Raw genomic sequence first — 19,953 nt, forward strand, 5'->3', positions numbered from 1 at the left:
AATGAACATTTATGTTCGATTTCCAAGACAGAAAATCAAAAGAGCCCGAGGCCAGCCGATGTCCACATCTACCTTGCGTACGCCCCCTATCTCCGAGATCTACGACGTTGCCGTGATTGGCGGCGGGATCAATGGCGTGGGGATCGCAGCGGATGCCGCCGGTCGCGGTCTCTCGGTGTTCCTTTGCGAAAAGGATGACCTGGCCAGCCACACCTCGTCGGCCAGCAGCAAGCTGATCCACGGTGGCCTGCGCTATCTCGAACATTACGAATTCCGTCTGGTGCGTGAAGCGCTGGCCGAGCGCGAAGTGCTGCTGGCCAAGGCGCCGCACATCGTCAAGCCGATGCGTTTTGTGCTGCCGCACCGCCCGCACCTGCGTCCGGCGTGGATGATCCGCGCCGGCCTGTTCCTTTATGACAACCTCGGCAAGCGCGAAAAACTGCCAGGTTCGAAAAGCCTGAAGTTCGGTGCCGACAGCGCGCTGAAAAGCGAAATCACCAAGGGCTTCGAATATTCCGATTGCTGGGTTGATGACGCCCGCCTCGTCGTTCTGAACGCCATGGCCGCCCGGGAAAAAGGTGCCCACGTACACACCCAGACCCGTTGCGTCAGCGCCCGCCGTGCCAAAGGCCTGTGGCACCTGAATCTGGAACGCGCTGACGGCAGCCTGTTTTCGATCACCGCCAAAGCACTGGTGAACGCCGCCGGCCCGTGGGTCGCCAAGTTCATCCGTGACGACCTGAAAATGGAATCGCCGTACGGCATCCGCCTGATTCAGGGCAGCCATATCATCGTGCCGAAGCTGTATGAAGGCGATCACGCGCACATTCTGCAAAACGAAGATCAGCGCATCGTCTTCACCATTCCGTATTTGAATCACTTCACCCTGATCGGCACCACCGACCGCGAATACACCGGCGATCCGGCGAAAGTGGCGATCACCGACGGCGAAACCGATTACCTGCTGAAAGTGGTCAACGCCCATTTCAAGCAGCAGATCAGCCGCGACGACATCCAGCACAGCTACTCGGGCGTGCGTCCACTGTGCAACGACGAATCCGACAACCCATCCGCCGTGACCCGCGATTACACCCTGGCATTGTCTGGCGGTGGCGAAGAAGCACCGCTGCTGTCGGTGTTCGGCGGCAAACTGACCACCTACCGCAAACTCGCCGAGTCAGCGATGGCCCAGTTGATGCCGTACTTCACCCAGATGCGCCCGAGCTGGACCGCCACCGCGACCCTGCCCGGCGGCGAAGACATGACCACCCCGCAAGCCTTGAGCGCGCAGATCCGCGACAAGTTCGACTTCGTCCCGACCGAGATCGCCCGCCGCTGGGCCACCACCTACGGCAGCCGCACCTGGCGCATGCTCGAAGGCGTGGAAACCCTCGCCGACATGGGCGAACACATTGGTGGCGGGCTCTACACTCGCGAGGTCGATTACCTGTGCAGCGAAGAATGGGCCACCACGGCGCACGACATCCTGTGGCGTCGCAGCAAACTGGGCCTGTTCACTACCCCGGCCGAGCAAGAGAAACTGGCGGCCTACCTGGGCAAGGTCGAGCAGAACCGCAAGACTGAAGCGGCGTGATTTGAACATCGCTTAAACGAAAGCCCCTGAATTGAGAGATTCAGGGGCTTTTTGCTGCGTGACTTACTTTGCCTGCCACTAACCCTGTGGCGAGGGAATGTGGGCTCGAACGATCATCAATATGAGGGCAGCGATTAAAAGAGCGTTCGGATTTCCGAACGCGACCTCCCGGTCGATTCGGATAACCGGATCAGTTTCATCGAAAAACACCGACACAAAACTTTAATCACCTTATAAATCAAGCCATTAGCCACTATCGACTGCTCTGGCACGACTCATGCTCTACACTCTCTCGGCGAATGCCTGCCGTGCCAACACTTCAGGAGCCGTCAGGCATTCGAAGCACAAAAGGGCCGACGAACTGGCTCCATAAAAAAAACAATTCGAGGAAAATTTGATGCGCATCGTTCCCCATATCCTGGGCGCAGCCATTGCGGCCGCTCTGATCAGCACTCCAGTTTTCGCCGCCGAACTCACCGGCACCCTGAAGAAAATCAACGATTCCGGCACCATCACCCTCGCTCACCGCGACAGCTCCATCCCGTTTTCCTACATTGCGGATGCTTCCGGCAAGCCAGTGGGCTACTCCCACGACATTCAAGTGGCCATCGTTGAAGCCCTGAAAAAAGACCTGAACAAGCCAGACCTGCAGGTCAAATACAACCTGGTGACCTCGCAAACCCGTATCCCGCTGATCCAGAACGGCACCGCGGATATCGAGTGCGGTTCCACCACCAATAACGCCGAACGCGCCCAGCAAGTCGACTTCACCGTCAACATCTTCGAAATCGGCACCCGCCTGCTGGTCAAGAAAGACAAGGATGGCAACCCGTCCTACAAAGACTTTGCCGACCTCAAAGGCAAAAACGTCGTGACCACCGCTGGCACCACGTCCGAGCGCATCATCAAAGCGATGAACGCCGACAAGCAGATGGGCATGAACATCATCTCCGCCAAGGACCACGGCGAATCCTTCAACATGCTGGAAAGCGGCCGTGCCGTTGCCTTCATGATGGACGACGCCCTGCTGGCCGGCGAAGAAGCCAAGGCCAAGAAGCCGGACGACTGGGTCATCACCGGTACTCCGCAATCGTTCGAAGCCTACGCGTGCATGGTTCGCAAAGACGACCCGGCCTTCAAGAAGGCTGTGGATGACGCCATCGTCGGCCTGTACAAATCCGGCAAGATCAACGAGATCTACAAGAAGTGGTTCGAAACCGCGATTCCGCCAAAGGGCCTGAACCTCAACTTCCCGATGAGCGACAAGGTCAAGGAACTGATCGCCAACCCGAGCGACAAGCCGGCGCCTGACGTAAAAATCTGATTCCTGACTAACCTTATCCCCTGAGGGAGCCACCCTCCCTCAGGCGTCTGTTACCTGCTGGTTTTACAGTGGAACACTCGACCTGGCGGTTTTCGAGCCGATCGCGTGTGCCCGGCGTTCAACGTCGGACGGGAAAGGATCTTCCCCAAGCGGGTGCTTGTACATCGATCGATTTCGAGGGGAGACCCTAATGAATTACAACTGGGACTGGGGCGTGTTCTTCAAGTCCACCGGCGTAGGCAGCGAGACTTATCTCGACTGGTACATCGCCGGCCTGGGCTGGACCATTGCCATCGCCATCGTGGCATGGATCATCGCCTTGCTGCTGGGCTCCATTCTGGGGGTCATGCGCACGGTGCCGAACCGCCTCGTATCGGGCATCGCGACCTGCTACGTCGAACTGTTTCGCAACGTGCCGCTGCTGGTGCAGCTGTTCATCTGGTACTTCCTGGTGCCCGATCTGCTGCCGCAAAACCTGCAGGACTGGTACAAGCAGGATCTGAACCCGACCACCTCGGCCTACCTGAGCGTGGTCGTGTGCCTGGGCCTGTTCACCGCCGCCCGGGTCTGCGAGCAAGTGCGCACCGGCATCCAGGCGCTGCCACGCGGCCAGGAATCCGCCGCCCGCGCCATGGGTTTCAAGCTGCCGCAGATCTATTGGAACGTGCTGCTGCCCCAGGCCTACCGCATCATCATTCCGCCGCTGACCTCGGAATTCCTCAACGTGTTCAAGAACTCCTCCGTGGCGTCCTTGATCGGCCTGATGGAACTGCTGGCGCAAACCAAACAGACCGCCGAGTTCTCGGCCAACCTGTTTGAAGCCTTCACCCTGGCCACGCTGATCTACTTCACCCTGAACATGAGCCTGATGTTGCTGATGCGCATGGTCGAGAAGAAAGTCGCAGTGCCCGGCCTGATCTCCGTGGGGGGTAAATAATGGACTTCGATTTCAGCGGCATCATCCCCGCGATCCCGGGCCTGTGGAACGGCATGGTCATGACCTTGCAACTGATGGTCATGGGCGTGATCGGCGGCATCGTGCTGGGGACGATCCTCGCACTGATGCGCCTGTCGTCCAGCAAACTGCTGTCGCGCGTTGCCGGCGCCTACGTGAACTACTTCCGCTCGATCCCGCTGCTGCTGGTGATCACCTGGTTCTACCTGGCGGTGCCGTTCGTGCTGCGCTGGATCACCGGCGAAGACACCCCGATCGGCGCGTTCACCTCCTGCGTCGTGGCTTTCATGATGTTCGAAGCCGCGTACTTCTGTGAGATCGTCCGGGCTGGCGTGCAGTCGATCCCCAAAGGCCAGATGGCCGCAGCGCAGGCGATGGGCATGACTTATGGCCAGACCATGCGTCTGATCATCTTGCCCCAGGCGTTCCGCAAGATGACCCCGTTGCTGCTGCAACAGTCGATCATCCTGTTCCAGGACACCTCGCTGGTCTACACCGTGGGCCTGGTGGACTTCCTCAACTCCGCCCGCTCCAGCGGCGACATCATCGGTCGTTCCAACGAGTTCCTGATCTTTGCCGGTGTCGTCTACTTCATCATCAGCTTTTCCGCCTCGCTGCTGGTCAAGCGTCTGCAAAAAAGGTTTGCCGTATGATCTCCATCAAGAACATCAACAAGTGGTATGGCGACTTCCAGGTGCTGACTGATTGCAGCACCGAGGTCAAGAAAGGCGAAGTGATCGTGGTCTGCGGTCCGTCGGGTTCGGGCAAGTCGACCCTGATCAAGTGCGTCAACGCGCTGGAGCCGTTCCAGAAAGGCGACATCGTCGTCGACGGCACTTCGATTGCCGACTCCAAGACCAACCTGCCGAAACTGCGTTCGCGCGTCGGTATGGTGTTCCAGCACTTCGAGCTGTTCCCGCACCTGACCATCACCGAAAACCTGACCATCGCGCAGATCAAGGTGCTGGGCCGCAGCAAGGAAGAGGCGACCAAGAAAGGTCTGCAACTGCTCGAGCGCGTTGGCTTGTCGGCACATGCGCACAAGCATCCGGGGCAACTGTCCGGCGGTCAGCAGCAGCGTGTGGCGATTGCCCGTGCACTGGCCATGGACCCGATCGTCATGCTGTTCGACGAACCGACCTCGGCGCTCGACCCGGAAATGGTCAACGAAGTGCTCGACGTGATGGTGCAACTGGCCCACGAAGGCATGACCATGATGTGCGTGACCCACGAAATGGGCTTCGCGCGCAAAGTGGCTGACCGCGTGATCTTCATGGACGCCGGCAAGATCATCGAAGACTGTCCGAAAGAGGAGTTCTTCGGCGACATCAGCGCCCGCTCCGAACGCGCGCAGCACTTCCTCGAGAAAATCCTGCAGCACTAAAAGCAACACACCGAACTCTGTGGCGAGGGAGCTTTGTGGCGAGGGGATTTATCCCAGATGGGCTGCGAAGCGGCCCCAGCATTCCAAAGTCAGACCGCATGCAATGGTTTGACGACTGCTGCGCAGCCGATCGGGGATAAATCCCCTCGCCACAGGTTCCGCGCTCGAACAAACCAGGATGCTGTTAGCCATGCTGGTTGACCCAAGGCAACTGTGATGAAATGCGACCCCAATCTCTATCGCGCAGCGCCGCCATCACTTGCCGTGAAGCCCCGTCTGATTCGCCATCTGTTCCTGCCGCCGCTGATCATCATCCTGATGATCGGACTGGGTTACATCGGCTACTGGACCAGTGAACATTTCGGCATCCGCAGCCTCAGCGAAAACGGCCAGCGTCAGCTCGAACTGCACGCGCGCACCGTTGAAAGCGAGATCAGCAAATACACCTACCTGCCCAGCCTGCTGGAACTGGAAACCAGTGTCCCGCAATTGCTGGCCGACCCGACCCCGGAACACCGGCAAACGGTCAATGCTTACCTTGAAGGCCTGAACCGGCGCAGCCGCAGTCGGGCCATCTACGTGATGGACACCACCGGCCGCGTCATGGCCACCAGCAACTGGCGCGACGTCGACAGTTACCTCGGCGAAGACCTGTCCTTTCGCGCCTATTTCCAGAACGCCGTGCGCGGCGAGCCCGGACGTTTCTACGGCATCGGCAGCACCAGCGGCGAACCCGGTTATTACCTCGCCCACGGTCTGGAAGAACACGGCAAGATCATCGGCGTCGCCGTGGTCAAGGTGCGCCTCGAAGCGCTGGAAGAGCGCTGGCAACGCGCCCGCCTGGAAGCCTTCGTCAGCGACGAGAACGGCATCATCATTCTTTCCAGCGATCCGGCGCGGCGCCTGAAATCGGTGGTCCCGCTGAGCGATGAAACCAAAGAGAAGCTCGCCCGCAGCCTGCAGTACTACTGGTTCCCGCTCAACGAACTGCAACCGCTGGCCCGCGAAACCCTGGCCGACGGTGTGGAGAAACTGACCTTCCCGGCCAACAGCGAACTGAGCGCCGATGACGACAGCATCAGCTATCTGGCGCAGACCCGACCGCTGAGCGACACGCCATGGAATTTCACCCTGCTCACGCCGTTGCAGGACTTGCGTCGTGAAGCGATCAATCAGGGAATCCTGGTGGCGGTGGCCTTCGCCCTGGTGGCGTTCCTGCTGATCGCCTGGAACGAGCGGCGCAAGGTCATCGCCACGCGCCTCGCCGCCCGCGAAGCCTTGCAGGAAGCCAACAATCAACTGGAGCGTCGGATTACCGAACGCACCGGCGACCTGCGCGCCAGCAACGAACGGCTCAAGAGCCAGATCCGCGAGCGACGCCAGGCAGAAGAGACCCTGCGTCGCGCTCAGGACGAACTGGTGCAGGCCGGCAAACTCGCGGCCATCGGCCAGATGTCGACCAGCATCGCCCACGAACTGAACCAGCCGCTGGCGGCGATGCGCACCCTGTCCGGCAACACCATTCGCTTTCTGGAACGCGGCCAGCTCGACGTCGCCAGCACCAACCTCAAGACCATCAACGACCTGATCGACCGCATGGGCCGGATCACCGCCAGCCTGCGTTCGTTCGCCCGGCGCGGCGACAACGAAGGCCAGGCCAGTCTCGGCAAAGCCGTGGACGCGGCCCTGCAACTGCTCGGCGCGCGGGTCGAGAGCATGGCGCTGCAACTGCACCGGCAGTTCAGCGACGTGCAGGTGCAGATCGACCAGACCCGCCTCGAACAGATTCTGGTCAACCTGATCGGCAACGCCCTCGACGCCATGCAGGCACAACCCGCGCCGCAGCTGTGGCTCGATGGCGAAGAGTTCAACGGCAAATATCGCCTGCGGGTGCGGGACAACGGCCACGGGGTCGACGCCGAAGCACGCAAGCATCTGTTCGAGCCGTTCTTCACCACCAAACCCGGCGAACAGGGTCTGGGCCTCGGCCTGACCCTCTCCGCCAGCCTAGCTGCCGCCACCGGCGGACACCTGGGTGTCGAACACCCGGCCAGCGGTGGTACCACCTTCGTTCTCAGTTTACCGTTGGTAAGCCCTACTCCTGCCGAGCCAATATGAACCACGACCTTAGTGTGCTGATCGTCGAAGACGACCCCCATGTGCTGCTCGGCTGCCAGCAGGCGCTGACCCTGGAAGACATTCCCTGCATCGGCGTCGGCAGTGCCGAAGAAGCGCTGGAGCGGGTCGGCGACAACTTTGCCGGCATCGTCATCAGCGACATTCGCCTGCCCGGTATCGATGGCCTGGAACTGCTGACCCGCCTCAAGGCGCGCGACCGCAGTCTGCCGGTGGTGCTGATCACCGGCCATGGCGATATCTCCATGGCGGTCGGCGCGATGCAGAAAGGCGCCTACGATTTCATGGAGAAACCGTTCTCGCCGGAGCGTCTGGTGGATGTCGCTCGTCGCGCACTGGAGCAACGCAGCCTGGCCCGGGAAGTGTCTTCGCTACGTCGGCAACTGGCTGAGCGCGATTCCCTCGAAGGTCGGATCATCGGTCGCTCGCCAGCCATGCAGAACCTGCGTGAACTGATCGCCAACGTCGCCGACACCTCGGCCAACGTGCTGATCGAGGGCGAGACCGGCACCGGTAAGGAACTGGTCGCCCGCTGCCTGCACGACTTCAGTCGCCGGCATGCCAAGCAGTTTGTCGCGCTGAACTGCGGCGGCCTGCCGGAAAACCTCTTCGAAAGCGAGATCTTCGGCCACGAGGCCAACGCCTTCACCGGCGCCGGCAAACGGCGCATCGGCAAGATCGAACACGCCGACGGCGGCACGCTGTTCCTCGACGAAGTGGAAAGCATGCCCCTGCCCCTGCAGATCAAACTGCTGCGGGTGTTGCAGGAACGCACCCTCGAACGCCTCGGCTCGAACCAGAGCGTGGCGGTGGATTGCCGGGTGATTGCCGCAACCAAATCCGACCTCGACGAAGCGAGCAAGGCCGGCGAGTTTCGCAGCGACTTGTACTACCGCCTCAACGTGGTGACGCTGGAGCTGCCGCCGCTGCGCGAGCGCCGTGAAGATATCCTGCAACTGTTCGAACACTTCACCCAGCAGTCGGCGCTGCGTTTCGACCGGGTGTTGCCCGAGCTGGACAACCAGACCCTGTCGAACCTGATGAGCCACGACTGGCCGGGCAACGTGCGTGAGTTGCGTAATGTCGCCGAGCGCTTTGCCCTCGGCCTGCCGGCGTTCAAGAAGTCCGGCGCCAGCAGCGGCGGTCAGGGGCTGGCGTTCGCCGAAGCGGTGGAAGCCTTCGAGCGCAACCTGCTCAATGACGCCTTGCAACGCAGTGGCGGCAACCTGACCCAGGCCAGTCAAGAACTGGGCATGGCCAAGACCACGCTGTTCGACAAAGTGAAAAAGTACGGGCTGAGCCACTGATGGATCTGATACTCAAAGCGGCACTCGGCGCGGCGGTGGTGCTGATCCTCGCCGCGCTGTCGAAGACCAAAAACTATTACATCGCCGGACTGGTGCCGCTGTTTCCGACCTTCGCCCTGATCGCCCACTACATCGTCGGCAAAGGTCGTTCGATCGACGATCTGAAGGCGACGATTGTGTTCGGCATGTGGTCGATCATTCCGTACTTTATCTATCTGACGACGCTGTACGTGCTGGTGGACCGCATGCGCCTGGAGGCTTCACTGGCGGTGGCGGTGGTCGCGTGGCTGATCGCGGCGACCGTGCTGGTCACGGTCTGGGTGCGCCTGCACAGCTGATCACAGTCCGCTCCCTCAAGCGAACCGCATTGCAAATGTGGGAGCGGGCTTGCTCGCGAAGAGGCCCGAGTCAACACCGCCAAAACCTCAGCTACAGCAGGTTGCCGCTTGCCACCGGTTCGATCTGCGCCCAGTGCGACGTGTCTTCACGGTGCTCTTGCAAATACGGCAACACCGCCGCCAGCAAGGGCGCCTTGAACGCCTCCTGAAAGCGATGAGCCAGCCCCGGAATCAGCTTCAACTGACTGCCACGAATGTGCGCCGCCAGATGCACGCCGTGCATCACCGGCAACAGCGGATCGGCCGTGCCGTGCACCACCAGGGTCGGCACCCGCAGTTGATTGAGCAAGGCCACCCGGCTCGGCTCGGCAAGTATCGCCATGATCTGCCGTTTCACACCTTCAGGGTTGAACGCCCGGTCGTAGGCTACCGCCGCCTGATGCAGCAACGCTTGCCGGTCATCGGTGACCGCCGGGCTACCGAGCGCCGCCAGCAGATCGGCCTGCTGTTCCAGCGCCACCTCGCGATTCGGCGCGCCGCGCCGCGCCAGCAGTTGCACCAGCGCCGCACTCGGTGCCGGCAAACCTTCGGCGCCGGAACTGGTCATGATCAGCGTCAGGCTTTCCACCCGTTGTGGTGCCATCGCCGCCAGATGCTGGGCGATCATCCCGCCCATGCTCGCGCCCAATACGTGAAACTGGTCGATGTGCAGCGCGTCCATCAAGCCCAGCGCATCGTCGGCCATGTCCGTCAGCGAATAGGGCGCCGACACCGGCAAACCGAGCTTGTAGCGCAGCACTTCAAAGGTCAGGTTGGCCTCGACCGGGGCCTGCCGCCAGGTCGACAGGCCGACATCGCGGTTGTCGTAGCGGATCACCCGAAAGCCCTGCTGACACAGCGCAACCACCACTTCGTCCGGCCAGTGGATCAACTGACCACCCAGGCCCATGACCAGCAACAGCGCCGGATCCGAGGCACGGCCGATGCTCTGGTACGCCAGGCTCACCTGTGCCAGATCGACCCGTTCAGTCGGTACATTGACGTCGCAACGCGAAGCCGCCATCGACGGCAGGCCGAACAACAGCGCGGCCAACAGAAAAAATAAACGCATGAAGAAACACCGAAACGCAGAACCCCAGTAGAGCGCGAGTCTGATGAAGTTTGTTCAAGCGCGCTGCCACAGTTGCGTGACAGTTTGATGAAGATTGCCGAGCGGTCATCCTGCACAGCGTTCCGACGTCCGACACGATCTTCTACGCCAACGCGATGAAGGCAACGAATCAGGCCGGAGCGGTCTGTACATCCTCTGAAACAAAACCACTACCCAGCGATAACCATGTACCGCATGGGGCTGTGAGAGCGCGCCTCTAATAGGCACGAAGGCCGGGATTACCCGGTCTGCATGCCCTCTGGAGCCTTGTCGCATGTCCCACGCACTGCCCTCTGCAACGGCCGACTTCGGCCTTGATCAACGATTACAGCCATACGTCGATCAAACGCTTTACCTGTTGGCGACGGCTCGTTTGAACGACTGTCACCAGCAATGGCTGGATCTCCTGGCCCACCATCCCCAACAACCCGAAAGCGCCTGGTGGGATGTCCGCGCGCCCGGCACTGCGCTGTCGCGGCGCGAGCATGCCCTGAGCCTCTATCACCGGCATTTCGAGGCCGCGCTTCATTGGGCGGGGGCCGAAGGCAGGCTCGACGCCACACAACGACAGAGGCTGTCGCAGCTCCTCCCCCCTTCGAACAAGGTCGCGGCGGACCTGCGGGTCGCGCAACCGGTACTCAACCGCGTCGATAACAGCCGCCTGCGTGTGTACGGCACGTTGCTGATCAAGCTGGAGGAAACGCTGCTGCTTTATCTGCCCACGCACTCGCAACCGTTGATCCGTTTCGAACAGCAGACCGCGCTGGAACGCTGGCTGATTGACCAGCAGCCGGATCCGTTACGCATCACCTCGCTGGACTTCATCGAGTTCGGTAGCGATCCACTCACACGCGCAATTGAACCACTGCTGTCCACATCGGCAAGCAGCGGTGCCAGTTGGGCCGCGCTCGACAAATTTTTCCCGGTCGCGCCCACCCTGCCGGAGAGTGCCGGGCAAACCGTCGATGAAGTTGCGCCCTTCGGTTTGCTGGTTGCCGATATTCCCCTGGACGCGCGCCGGCAGACGCTGGCGCTTGAACAACGTGCGCTCGACCGCTTGTTTGGCGACGCCGAGCTGAACAGCCCGCAACGTCAGCAACTGGCGCAACGATTCGACGCTTTGAGCGAGGCGCAGCAAGCCAGTCATGACGCGGCATCCGCCCTGCTCGACAGCCACCATCCGCTGACGATGCTCGAACTGCGCCAGGCCAGCAACCAGAACTACCACGCCCTGCTTCAGGCCCGTATCGCAGGGCTGCGCGCCGAGGTCGAACTGCAAAGGGCGCTGGATCAGCTGACCGTCGAGGAGCATCGGCGCGTCATCGCAATGCTGGACGCACCGGGGCGCAACCTGCCGACAGCGGACGGGGTTATCGCCCGCGTATCGTTGGCGACGACAAATGAGGGCGTTACCGCCGTCGAGGAGCTGCATGGCGTGCTGATCATCGCGACGACTGCGGCGCTGGCGCCCGACTCGAGCGACAGCCTGTTGCTTTACTGGCCCGGCCACTTCGGCGGACTGCAACGTTTTACTTCGCGTGCGGCGCTGGAGCAGAACCTGTTCAAACGCTCGCCCAACGACGGCGGGCTGACCTTGCACCTGACGCCACTGGCTGGCGATTCGCTCGTTTGGTCGCTTGATCAGCAACTCTATGACTGCGAACAGCAAGCCGCGCAGATCCTGCGTGACAACCCGCTGCCCGGCCGTGCCGACCAACGCCGGGCCGAGATGGAAAAGCTGCGCGAACAATATCTGCCACGCCTGACCGTAGCGGTCGCGCAGGCCCGTGAACGGGCATTTGCCGAACGTCAGGCGCAAGACCGCAGCGCAGCGCTGGCCGGCAACCTGCCGGCATGGTTTGAAAAGCTGGACGAAGCGCCACGTGCACGGATCAAAACGCTGATCAGCCAGTACCTCGGCGCCATGCAACGCGCTCATGCGTTGCTCGAACGGGAATTACCGCCGCGTCAGGCCTTCGCCGAACAACGCATCGACGCCCGCTTGCGCGCAGACTTCGCGCTCAAACAAAGCGTGAGCGTGAGCCTCGACCTGCCCGACTCGACCTTCTGGCAAAAGACCGTGATGGAAGGCGCCGCGCCTGGCACACCGCAACGCAATATCCTGACCGCGAGCGACCAGCGCGGCGAGCTCACCCTTGAACAACTGGCACAGGAAAACATCGATCAGGACATGGAGTGGCGCCTGTCCTTCATGCGGGCCAGGATCCGCGCCGAGAACCCCACTGATCGACAGCGCCTCGAAGCCGGGATCACCCCGGCCTATTTGCGCAATCTGGTAACAGAGCTGGATCTGCCCGGACTTTACGAAGAACTGATTCGCCAGGCATTTTTCGGCGCGCCGGGAGAACCGGCTTTTCAGCAGGCCTGGCGCCGTGAATGCCTGAGCGAACCGTGGCGGCTGATGCTCAGGTTGCAAGGTGAGTTCGCGCTGCTGCAACGGCACATCGACAATGCAGGCCATGCCGTGCTGAAAGTCGCCATCGAGGCGAATACACCTCAGGCGTATGCCGTGAATGGACAACGCATCGCACTGCTGCCGGTGCACCTGACCGTCGGTGGAGAGGACACCGCGCATCAGGGACCGAGCACGCTCGCGGGTGTCACATTGATTGTCGAGCAAACCAGTGGCCTGACCCTGCTGTACCTGCCCGATAGCCCCGACGCGATCTTCCTGCGTCAATACGAAACGCTGGAACAGGCGCGGGTGGATCTGTTCAGGCGTTGTGTGGACAGCAAAATGGTCAGCTACCTGGCCGGACGCGCCGTGAGCGGCGATTTTGCCAGCCATGTCAGCCGGATCAACCAGGCCCAACTGCGCAATTTCGATGCGCTGATCGGCGTCGGGATGGCCTGGCCGGCGACCACATCGTTGGCCATTCATTTATTGAACGTGCACATGGGCCGGTTGCTGGAGGCCCATCGCAGCAGTTCACGCTCCAACGATGCGTTGTATCTCGAACGCTGTGCACTGAAGTCCGGGGCGTTGTTCAACTATCTGAAAATGGCTATCGGCATGTTGCCGTTCGTGGGCGCGGCCGTGGCCCTGTATGACGCCTGGAACAGTGCCAATCTGGCGGTCGCGGCGTTCTTGCGCGGCGAGCTCGGACATGGTCTGGCGGAGGTGGAAGCGGTGCTGCTGTCGCTGATCGACGCGGCAATGGATGTGCTTCCCGGAACAGTTTCGGCACCCGCAGCCGCACGTCTGGCCAGCCGCCAGCGGCAACGCGCGGCACTGGGCAGATCCGCCGCGATGTCGACGTCCTGGCAATGGACCAGGCAGACGCTCGAGCGTTTCAAGGGTTACGAGTACGAATACGAAATTTCCCTCGCCGGCCTGCACCCGGCCACCCACGGGGTCTATCGCAACGTCTACCGCCACGCCGATGGCGACTTCATTGTTCGTCAGGGCCGCATCTATCAGGTTCAGCTCAGCGATGCGCCGCGTGGCTGGAGGCTTTATGGCTCACGGATGCGCAGCTACAAACAACCGATCGCCCTCGACGAAAATGGCCAGTGGAACACCCATTACGCAGTGTACGGCACCGTTATGGACGGTGGCGGTGCAGGCGGTGGCGCCGTGCTCGGACATCTGGCCGACGGCATGGACCCACTTTGGCCCGCGCCAATTCGCCAGTGGTTGCCGCGCTGGTGGACCGATCGGCAACTGCGCAGGCAATTGACCCTGACCAACACCGCCGACGCCTATACCCGGCGCCTTGATACCCAGACACGCTCTTCCAACCAGCTGCTGGAGAACTACCAGAAACTCGACGTTGCCCAGCGCAAGCCACTACACACAGCAGTCGACGCAGCATGCCTGAATGACATCGACCTCGCGATCGCCCAATACGACAACCTTGCCGAACTGTTGCCCTTGAGCCATGGCCGCAAGCGTCTGCAGATCGAAGACATCCGCAGCCGCTGTGCCTGGATCGTGGCCGACCGCGCCGTGCAGCGCGTCACTGTTGCCCGCGACCGCTTGCTGGAACACCTGAACCGCATCGACGCACTGGTCGCCGAATCCGATGCCACCCCTTTCGGCAATACAGCGGCCCATATAGAACTCATGGCCCGGCGCAAGCTGGTACGCAAGGATTTCCTCAAGGAGTTCGATCAACTGCACACAATCACCGAGCAGGCCAACCTGTGGAACAACCGCATCAGCAATCGCGCGCAGAAAGCCCAGATGGCGAAAGACATGACCGCGCTCAACCGCAACCTGGGCGACAACACGCACCACTACCTGAGAACTGCACATCTGCTGGAAATCATTACTCGCTACGATGCGGTCAGCGACCTGTCCTGGGTGTATTTTCATACCCAGCTCAAAGACGCCCGGGTCAAGGTCGGGCGCGCACTGCTGACCCAGCATCACCTGCCAGAAGTCAGCGCCAGCCTGGTCGAGCGCAAACAGGTGATCGAGGATTGCCTGCAGATCTATGCCGGTTTCCGTCGTCAGCTCAACGCCTGGACGCTGGGTTATGCGCAGCATCTGGATCTGGAACAGGTCGGGCCATTCCTCGATGGCCTGAGCAAGGTTGAAGAACACGCGCGGCACTCGATCAAACAGCGCCCGCCGATCAAACCGAAGGAGCCCGGCGGCAGGCAACTGTTCGAAACCGAGGACAACCAGTTGCTGATCGGTACCGAAAGCATTGACCCCGGCACCCGGGAAAAACGCTTTACCGTCGAAGGCATCGACGGTTTCCGCGAAACCTGGCTGCCGCGCTCCAGCGGCAAATATCATCTGCAAGCCCGCCCCGCACCTGCCACAACACCGCTGCCAACCGATGTTCAACCATTGCTCGCGGAAGCGCGAAAACGTCTGGAGGCGGTTGCGGCCTACAGCGCCAAGGTGCAGGGCTACACCCGTCAGGACATGTTGCCGGTGGATCTGGAACACATGTTCAGCAGCGAAGCGACTGAGCTGAGCATCCGCGCCCAGGCCATCGAACGGTTATCGCCGACCGAACCACTGGTGCTGCAATTGCACGCCAAGGCCGGTGAGCTGCGACGTACCGGTCGTACCCTGCGCATTGATCAGTCACTGCGCAGCAAGACACCCACCGAAGGCTATCTGGACTATTTGCTGCAACAGCAAGTGGTGGATATCCGCCGCGAAGGTTCATTGCGGGCACTGGGCAAACGCGCTGACGGGCGCAAGGATTTCCTTCAGGAATACCAAGTGCGCGACCTCACCAGCACGCCGCCGCGCACGCTGTGGTATGCGCACTTTCACTACACCTCGGACAAGGTGCCGTTCGCCGACTTCGTCAAAGCCCATCTGAAATTACCGGAACAACGCAATCTTGGCCTGCAATGGCAGCAGGCCCAGGCCGCAGGCGGTGCGCAGGTCGAAGCGATCTGGCGTGGCGATATCGGCAAACCGCTGGGCATTCGGCATTTCGCAGATCTCTAAGGCAAAAAGCAGCGGGGTACTGGCTGTGCCCCGCTGCTTGAGCGGTCGACAGGGTCGTCAACATGAGACAAACTCACCGCTTTCGTCCTGATCACAAATTTTCCTCATGGGGCCAGCAGTGCTTGAAATCCGTCATCTGAAAACCCTGCACGCCCTGCGCGAGGCCGACAGCCTGGTCGATGCCGCCGACCGTCTGCACCTGACCCAATCGGCGCTGTCGCACCAGTTCAAGGAACTGGAGGAGCGCCTGGGCATGCCGTTGTTCGTGCGCAAGACCAAACCGGTGCGTTTCACCAGCGCCGGCCTGCGCCTACTGCAACTGGCCGACGCGACCCTGCCGCTGCTGCGCGCTGCCGAACGCGACATCAGTCGTCTGGCCGGGGGTACCGCCGGGCGTTTGCACATGGCGATCGAATGCCACAGCTGTTTCCAGTGGCTGATGCCGACCATCGACCAGTTCCGCGACGCCTGGCCGGAAGTCGAACTCGACCTCGCCTCGGGCTTCGCCTTCGCCCCGCTGCCGGCGCTGGCCCGCGGCGATCTGGATCTGGTGGTGACCTCCGATCCGCTGGACATCGCCGGCATCACTTACGTGCCGCTGTTCACTTACGAAGCGATGCTCGCGGTGGCCAACCAGCACCCGCTGGCGAGCAAACCGTACATCGTCCCCGAAGACCTGCTGACTGAAACCCTGATCACCTACCCGGTAGAACGCGATCGGCTGGACATCTTCACCCGCTTCCTCGAACCGGCCGACATCGAACCGGCGCAAGTGCGCACCTCGGAGCTGTCGGTGATGATGATGCAACTGGTCGCCAGCGGCCGTGGCGTCTGCGGCATGCCGCACTGGGCGCTGCACGAATACAGCTCGCGCGGTTACGTGAAGGCCAAGCGTCTGGGCGAGAAGGGTCTGTTTGCCACGCTGTACGCGGCGATCCGCGCCGACATGCTCGATGCGCCGTACATGCGCGATTTCCTGCTGACCGCCAAGGACACATCATTCTCGACGCTGGATGGGGTCAGCGCGGTTCGCTGACACCAAGGTGCCTCATGACTGACGGTAAACCGAGAACATTTGCGAGACAAAAAGATTCATTGTGGTGAGGGGATTTATCCCCGATGGGCTGCGCAGCAGCCCTGAGACCTGTGCACTCGGTGTTTCAGATAGCCCGCGTTTGTAGGATTTGGGGCTGCTTCGCCGCCCATCGGGGATAAATCCCCTCGCCACAAAAACCTCTCACTTAGGGGGACGATCAGAGTTGTCGCCACATGTGAATCTTGTCGAAGTAGTCTTCGCCGACCCGCACCGCCAGCGGCTCAAGGCCGAACTGGATGAAGCCGCAGCGTTGGTACAGGGAGAACGCGGCGGCGTTGCCGGCGGTGACGGTCAGTTGGATGAGTTTCAGTGCAGGATGGGTGTGTGCTTCGGCGATGGCGGCCTGCACCAATGCATGGCCCAGGCCGTGCTGGCGAAAATCGGCTGAGACGTACATGCCGAACAGGGTCGACTTATGGCGGGCCTTTTCTCGCGGCTCGAATGCCAGGCCGACGATGCCGGCCAGTGTGCCTTCCTCGAACGCACCGAGCACTACGTCGAGCTTGCTGGTCAGCCGCGCTTCCCACCAGCTCAACGGCATCACCGCGCGCTCGCGCACGCTGGAGGTGAAGGCCTGCGGATGTCGGTCGTAGGCTTCGAGCATCATCTCGCGGTAAGCCAGGGCATGACTGGCGTCGAGGCGTTCGATCCACATGTTCAGGCCGTCCTGCGTTGTTCAAGCATCAGACGCACCGCCAGACCGGCGAGTACAAATCCCATGAAGTAACGCTGCAGCGCCAGCCATGTCGGATTGCGCACGAACCACGACGCAATGCCCGCCGCGAACAGCGCGATCAGCAGATTGACGCTGAAACTGACGCTGATCTGGGTCAGGCCAAGAATGATGCTCTGGGTGAACACAGAACCGTGTTCGGGGCTGATGAATTGCGGAAACACCGAGAGGTAAAACACGGCGATTTTCGGGTTCAGTGCGCTGGTAAGAAAGCCCATGGTGATCAGTTTGCGCGACGAATCCGCCGGCAGTTGCTGCGCTTCGAACGGCGAGCGCGCACCGGGTCTGACCGCTTGCCAGGCCAGCCACAGCAGATACAGCGCACCGGCCCACTTCAGCACTTCATAAGCCAGCGGCACCGCCAAAAACACCGCGGTCAAGCCGGCGGCCGCGGCAAACATGTGCACGAAAAATCCGGCGACCACACCGAACAACGAGGTGACTCCGGCCTTGCGCCCCTGACAGATCGAACGCGAGATCAGGTAGATCATGTTCGGCCCCGGCGTCAGTACCATCAACAGCGCGGCGGCGGCGAAGATCAGCAGGTCTTGAAGCGGGATCATGGCAATGTCCTTTGCGTGAATGATCAGGCGAGCGCCATCAGTGAGCTGCGATAAAACGGCAGGATCAGGTCGCGTGTCAATGGCGCCAGAACCACAGCAGGATCAGTGGCGGGATCGATCCAGAGCACTTCCTCGATTTCGGCAGCGGGCGTCACATCGGCGACGATGGTCAACTGAAAAATCTCCGCTTGCACGACGAATCCCGGCTCGTTGGCTGCCGGCGCCGAGAACTGGCCAAGGAAGCAGGCCTGCGCCGGGTCGATTTGCAGGCCCAGCTCTTCTTCCAGCTCGCGGGCCAGTGCGTGCACCGGCAACTCATGGGCTTCGATCTTGCCGCCCGGTTGCATGAACGCCGTGGTGCCGCGCTTGCGCACCAGCAGAGTCTGGCCTTCGGCGTTGAGCAACAGCGCCGCGGCGATACGGATGAGGTTTGGAGCGACAACGGATGCAGAGGTCATGGGTCAGCCACCGGCCTGGAAAAACCGCAAGGATCCCATGCCCGGCCTGATTCAGTCACCTCACAGGTCACTCCCCCTGAGCCTTGAGCGCGGTTTCATCCTCCTCGGGCAGCTTGACGAATATCTTGTATTTGCCGCCCTCCATGGCTTCGAAGGCAATCAGCTTTTCCACCAGCAGTGCGCTGAGCACCTTGCCGGCGTTGAGCAGCAGCATGCCGTTATCGGCATTGAGATTACGCGCCAGAATCATCCCTGCCGCCAGGTCCCGGGTGGTCAGCACCTTGACCGGCGGGTCGGCGAGGGTGACGTCGCCCAGAAATGCCGCGCACACCTGAATGAAATCTTCGACCAGCTCGGGATCATACAAACGCCCGGCGTACTGGCGCAGGTAGAGCAGGGCTTCGTCGCTGTTCAAATGCCGTTCGAGGATCAGGCCGCGTTGCAACTCGACGAAATCCACTGCCAGTTTCAGCAGGCGCGAACCCAACGGAATCGCCTCGCCCTTGAGCCGATCAGGAAAACCGCTGCCGTCCCAGCGTTCCTGATGATGCAGAATCAGGCGGGCCGCGTCCTTCATCGGGTCAAGCGTCATCAACAGCGATTCGCTCTGCTTCGGATAGCTGCGATAACGCTCGCGATCGGTGTGACGCAGCAGATCCGAAGGCGTGGTCATCATGCCATCGGTCCAGCTCAGTTTGCCGATGTTGTACAGCGCGGCGGCCATGGTCAGGTCGCGGCTGGTGGCCTCGTCCAGACCGTGTTGTTTGCAGTAGCTGCGCACCAGTTCGATGATCTGCCGATTGGTCTGCTTGGCAGGCGGCAGACGCAAATTGGCCAGCAGCGAGAACACTTCGGTGCCGGTGACATAGCTGTGTTTGAGTTCTTCGTAGGCCAGGTCAAGCATGTCGGCGGTCTGCTGCAGTTCGGCAGTGCGCGCCGCGACGTGCTTTTCCAGGGTGCTGTTGAGCAGCTTGAGCTGGTCGTTCTGCACCTGGGTCAAGCGCTCCAGACGTAGGCGCTCCTGCTCGGAATGCTGATGTTCGAGGGCTTGGCGCAGGATCAGCAGCAACTCCTCGTCATTCCACGGTTTGCTGATGTAGCGGTGAATCTGCCCGTCGTTGATCGCCTTGATGATTGCCGACGGGTCGGCATAACCGGTGAGCATGATGCGCACGGTCGCCGGATAGCGTTGACGGACATGCGCCAGTAACGAGGCGCCATCCATGTTCGGCATGCGCGCATCGCTCATCACCAGGTCCACTGGCTGTTGCTCCAGCATCTCCAGCGCCTGGGCACCGCTGGTCGCCAACAGGACGTCATAGGGTTGTCCCCGCAGCAGACGGCGCAGGCTGTTGAGGATCGATTCCTCGTCATCGACCAGCAACACCTTGGGTCGATGTACCGGCAACGGGGTGGATTGCTCTTCCATGGCTTGGCCTCAAGAAACAGGGTTAACGACACATCGACCGACCGCC

Annotated in this window: 15 protein-coding genes; 10 read left to right on the forward strand and 5 right to left on the reverse strand. The window is 61.3% G+C overall.

What is annotated here, in order from left to right; all coding sequences use genetic code 11:
• The first annotated feature begins 58 nt into the window (after window positions 1-58).
• The 8 genes from glpD (at window position 59) to H043_RS0112035 (ending at window position 9,038) form a co-directional block, all read left to right on the forward strand.
• The gene (gene glpD / locus H043_RS0112000) at window positions 59-1,594 is read left to right on the forward strand and encodes a glycerol-3-phosphate dehydrogenase (RefSeq protein ID WP_027612075.1); all 1,536 of its coding nucleotides are present in this window, start codon (window positions 59-61) and stop codon (window positions 1,592-1,594) included.
• A 397-nt stretch (window positions 1,595-1,991) separates the two neighbouring features.
• The gene (locus H043_RS0112005; protein WP_027612076.1) at window positions 1,992-2,918 is read left to right on the forward strand and encodes a glutamate/aspartate ABC transporter substrate-binding protein; all 927 of its coding nucleotides are present in this window, start codon (window positions 1,992-1,994) and stop codon (window positions 2,916-2,918) included.
• Between the two features lie 190 nt (window positions 2,919-3,108).
• Entirely contained in the window at window positions 3,109-3,855 is a 747-nt protein-coding gene (locus H043_RS0112010; protein WP_027612077.1) for an amino acid ABC transporter permease, read from the forward strand.
• On the forward strand, window positions 3,855-4,526 hold the full coding sequence (locus H043_RS0112015; protein ID WP_007963949.1) for an amino acid ABC transporter permease: 672 nt from the start codon (window positions 3,855-3,857) through the stop codon (window positions 4,524-4,526). Before H043_RS0112010 ends, H043_RS0112015 begins: the two co-directional genes overlap by 1 nt.
• Entirely contained in the window at window positions 4,523-5,257 is a 735-nt protein-coding gene (locus tag H043_RS0112020) for an amino acid ABC transporter ATP-binding protein (protein WP_007963947.1), read from the forward strand. The genes H043_RS0112015 and H043_RS0112020 overlap by 4 nt, the downstream gene beginning before the upstream one ends.
• Before the next feature lie 216 nt (window positions 5,258-5,473).
• Window positions 5,474-7,375: a sensor histidine kinase gene (locus tag H043_RS0112025; RefSeq protein WP_027612078.1), complete on the forward strand. Its 1,902-nt coding sequence runs from the start codon at window positions 5,474-5,476 to the stop codon at window positions 7,373-7,375.
• Window positions 7,372-8,700, forward strand: coding sequence for a sigma-54 dependent transcriptional regulator (locus tag H043_RS0112030; RefSeq protein ID WP_027612079.1), 1,329 nt, complete (start codon window positions 7,372-7,374; stop codon window positions 8,698-8,700). Before H043_RS0112025 ends, H043_RS0112030 begins: the two co-directional genes overlap by 4 nt.
• Before the next feature lie 8 nt (window positions 8,701-8,708).
• Entirely contained in the window at window positions 8,709-9,038 is a 330-nt protein-coding gene (locus tag H043_RS0112035) for a GlpM family protein (RefSeq protein ID WP_177325624.1), read from the forward strand.
• A 91-nt stretch (window positions 9,039-9,129) separates the two neighbouring features.
• Here H043_RS0112035 and H043_RS0112040 read toward each other — a convergent pair whose 3' ends face one another.
• On the reverse strand, window positions 9,130-10,149 hold the full coding sequence (locus tag H043_RS0112040) for an alpha/beta fold hydrolase (RefSeq protein WP_027612081.1): 1,020 nt from the start codon (window positions 10,147-10,149) through the stop codon (window positions 9,130-9,132).
• A gap of 313 nt (window positions 10,150-10,462) precedes the next feature.
• Between H043_RS0112040 and H043_RS0112045 the strand changes: the two genes are divergently transcribed.
• Window positions 10,463-15,628 (forward strand): DUF6543 domain-containing protein, encoded by a 5,166-nt coding sequence (locus tag H043_RS0112045; protein WP_027612082.1) that lies wholly within the window; start codon window positions 10,463-10,465, stop codon window positions 15,626-15,628.
• A 118-nt stretch (window positions 15,629-15,746) separates the two neighbouring features.
• Complete coding sequence (metR, locus tag H043_RS0112050) at window positions 15,747-16,664, forward strand: transcriptional regulator MetR (protein WP_007968856.1); 918 nt, start codon at window positions 15,747-15,749, stop codon at window positions 16,662-16,664.
• Window positions 16,665-16,881: 217 nt separating this feature from the next.
• On the opposite strand, the gene H043_RS0112055 is transcribed toward metR, so the two are convergent.
• From H043_RS0112055 to H043_RS0112070, 4 genes are all read right to left on the reverse strand, one after another.
• Complete coding sequence (locus H043_RS0112055; RefSeq protein ID WP_027612083.1) at window positions 16,882-17,379, reverse strand: GNAT family N-acetyltransferase; 498 nt, start codon at window positions 17,377-17,379, stop codon at window positions 16,882-16,884.
• A 2-nt stretch (window positions 17,380-17,381) separates the two neighbouring features.
• Window positions 17,382-18,020 (reverse strand): LysE family translocator, encoded by a 639-nt coding sequence (locus H043_RS0112060; protein WP_027612084.1) that lies wholly within the window; start codon window positions 18,018-18,020, stop codon window positions 17,382-17,384.
• Between the two features lie 23 nt (window positions 18,021-18,043).
• Window positions 18,044-18,478, reverse strand: coding sequence for an NUDIX domain-containing protein (locus tag H043_RS0112065; protein ID WP_027612085.1), 435 nt, complete (start codon window positions 18,476-18,478; stop codon window positions 18,044-18,046).
• Between the two features lie 67 nt (window positions 18,479-18,545).
• Window positions 18,546-19,907, reverse strand: a complete 1,362-nt coding sequence (locus H043_RS0112070; RefSeq protein ID WP_027612086.1) for an HD domain-containing phosphohydrolase — start codon at window positions 19,905-19,907, stop codon at window positions 18,546-18,548.
• Window positions 19,908-19,953: the final 46 nt, after the last annotated feature.

This window comes from Pseudomonas sp. URIL14HWK12:I6 (assembly GCF_000514195.1).
Taxonomy (GTDB): domain Bacteria; phylum Pseudomonadota; class Gammaproteobacteria; order Pseudomonadales; family Pseudomonadaceae; genus Aquipseudomonas; species Aquipseudomonas putida_A.

What these genes read in the sequence shown, in the direction of transcription:
- H043_RS0112010 (WP_027612077.1), top strand. Translation starts at nt 3,109, where the DNA reads ATGAATTACAACTGGGACTGGGGCGTGTTCTTCAAGTCCACCGGCGTA.
- H043_RS0112045 (WP_027612082.1), top strand. Translation starts at nt 10,463, where the DNA reads ATGTCCCACGCACTGCCCTCTGCAACGGCCGACTTCGGCCTTGATCAA.
- H043_RS0112025 (WP_027612078.1), top strand. Translation starts at nt 5,474, where the DNA reads ATGAAATGCGACCCCAATCTCTATCGCGCAGCGCCGCCATCACTTGCC.
- H043_RS0112060 (WP_027612084.1), bottom strand. Translation starts at nt 18,020, where the DNA reads ATGATCCCGCTTCAAGACCTGCTGATCTTCGCCGCCGCCGCGCTGTTG.
- H043_RS0112015 (WP_007963949.1), top strand. Translation starts at nt 3,855, where the DNA reads ATGGACTTCGATTTCAGCGGCATCATCCCCGCGATCCCGGGCCTGTGG.
- H043_RS0112065 (WP_027612085.1), bottom strand. Translation starts at nt 18,478, where the DNA reads ATGACCTCTGCATCCGTTGTCGCTCCAAACCTCATCCGTATCGCCGCG.
- H043_RS0112055 (WP_027612083.1), bottom strand. Translation starts at nt 17,379, where the DNA reads ATGTGGATCGAACGCCTCGACGCCAGTCATGCCCTGGCTTACCGCGAG.
- H043_RS0112005 (WP_027612076.1), top strand. Translation starts at nt 1,992, where the DNA reads ATGCGCATCGTTCCCCATATCCTGGGCGCAGCCATTGCGGCCGCTCTG.
- H043_RS0112070 (WP_027612086.1), bottom strand. Translation starts at nt 19,907, where the DNA reads ATGGAAGAGCAATCCACCCCGTTGCCGGTACATCGACCCAAGGTGTTG.
- H043_RS0112040 (WP_027612081.1), bottom strand. Translation starts at nt 10,149, where the DNA reads ATGCGTTTATTTTTTCTGTTGGCCGCGCTGTTGTTCGGCCTGCCGTCG.
- H043_RS0112030 (WP_027612079.1), top strand. Translation starts at nt 7,372, where the DNA reads ATGAACCACGACCTTAGTGTGCTGATCGTCGAAGACGACCCCCATGTG.
- H043_RS0112020 (WP_007963947.1), top strand. Translation starts at nt 4,523, where the DNA reads ATGATCTCCATCAAGAACATCAACAAGTGGTATGGCGACTTCCAGGTG.
- glpD (WP_027612075.1), top strand. Translation starts at nt 59, where the DNA reads ATGTCCACATCTACCTTGCGTACGCCCCCTATCTCCGAGATCTACGAC.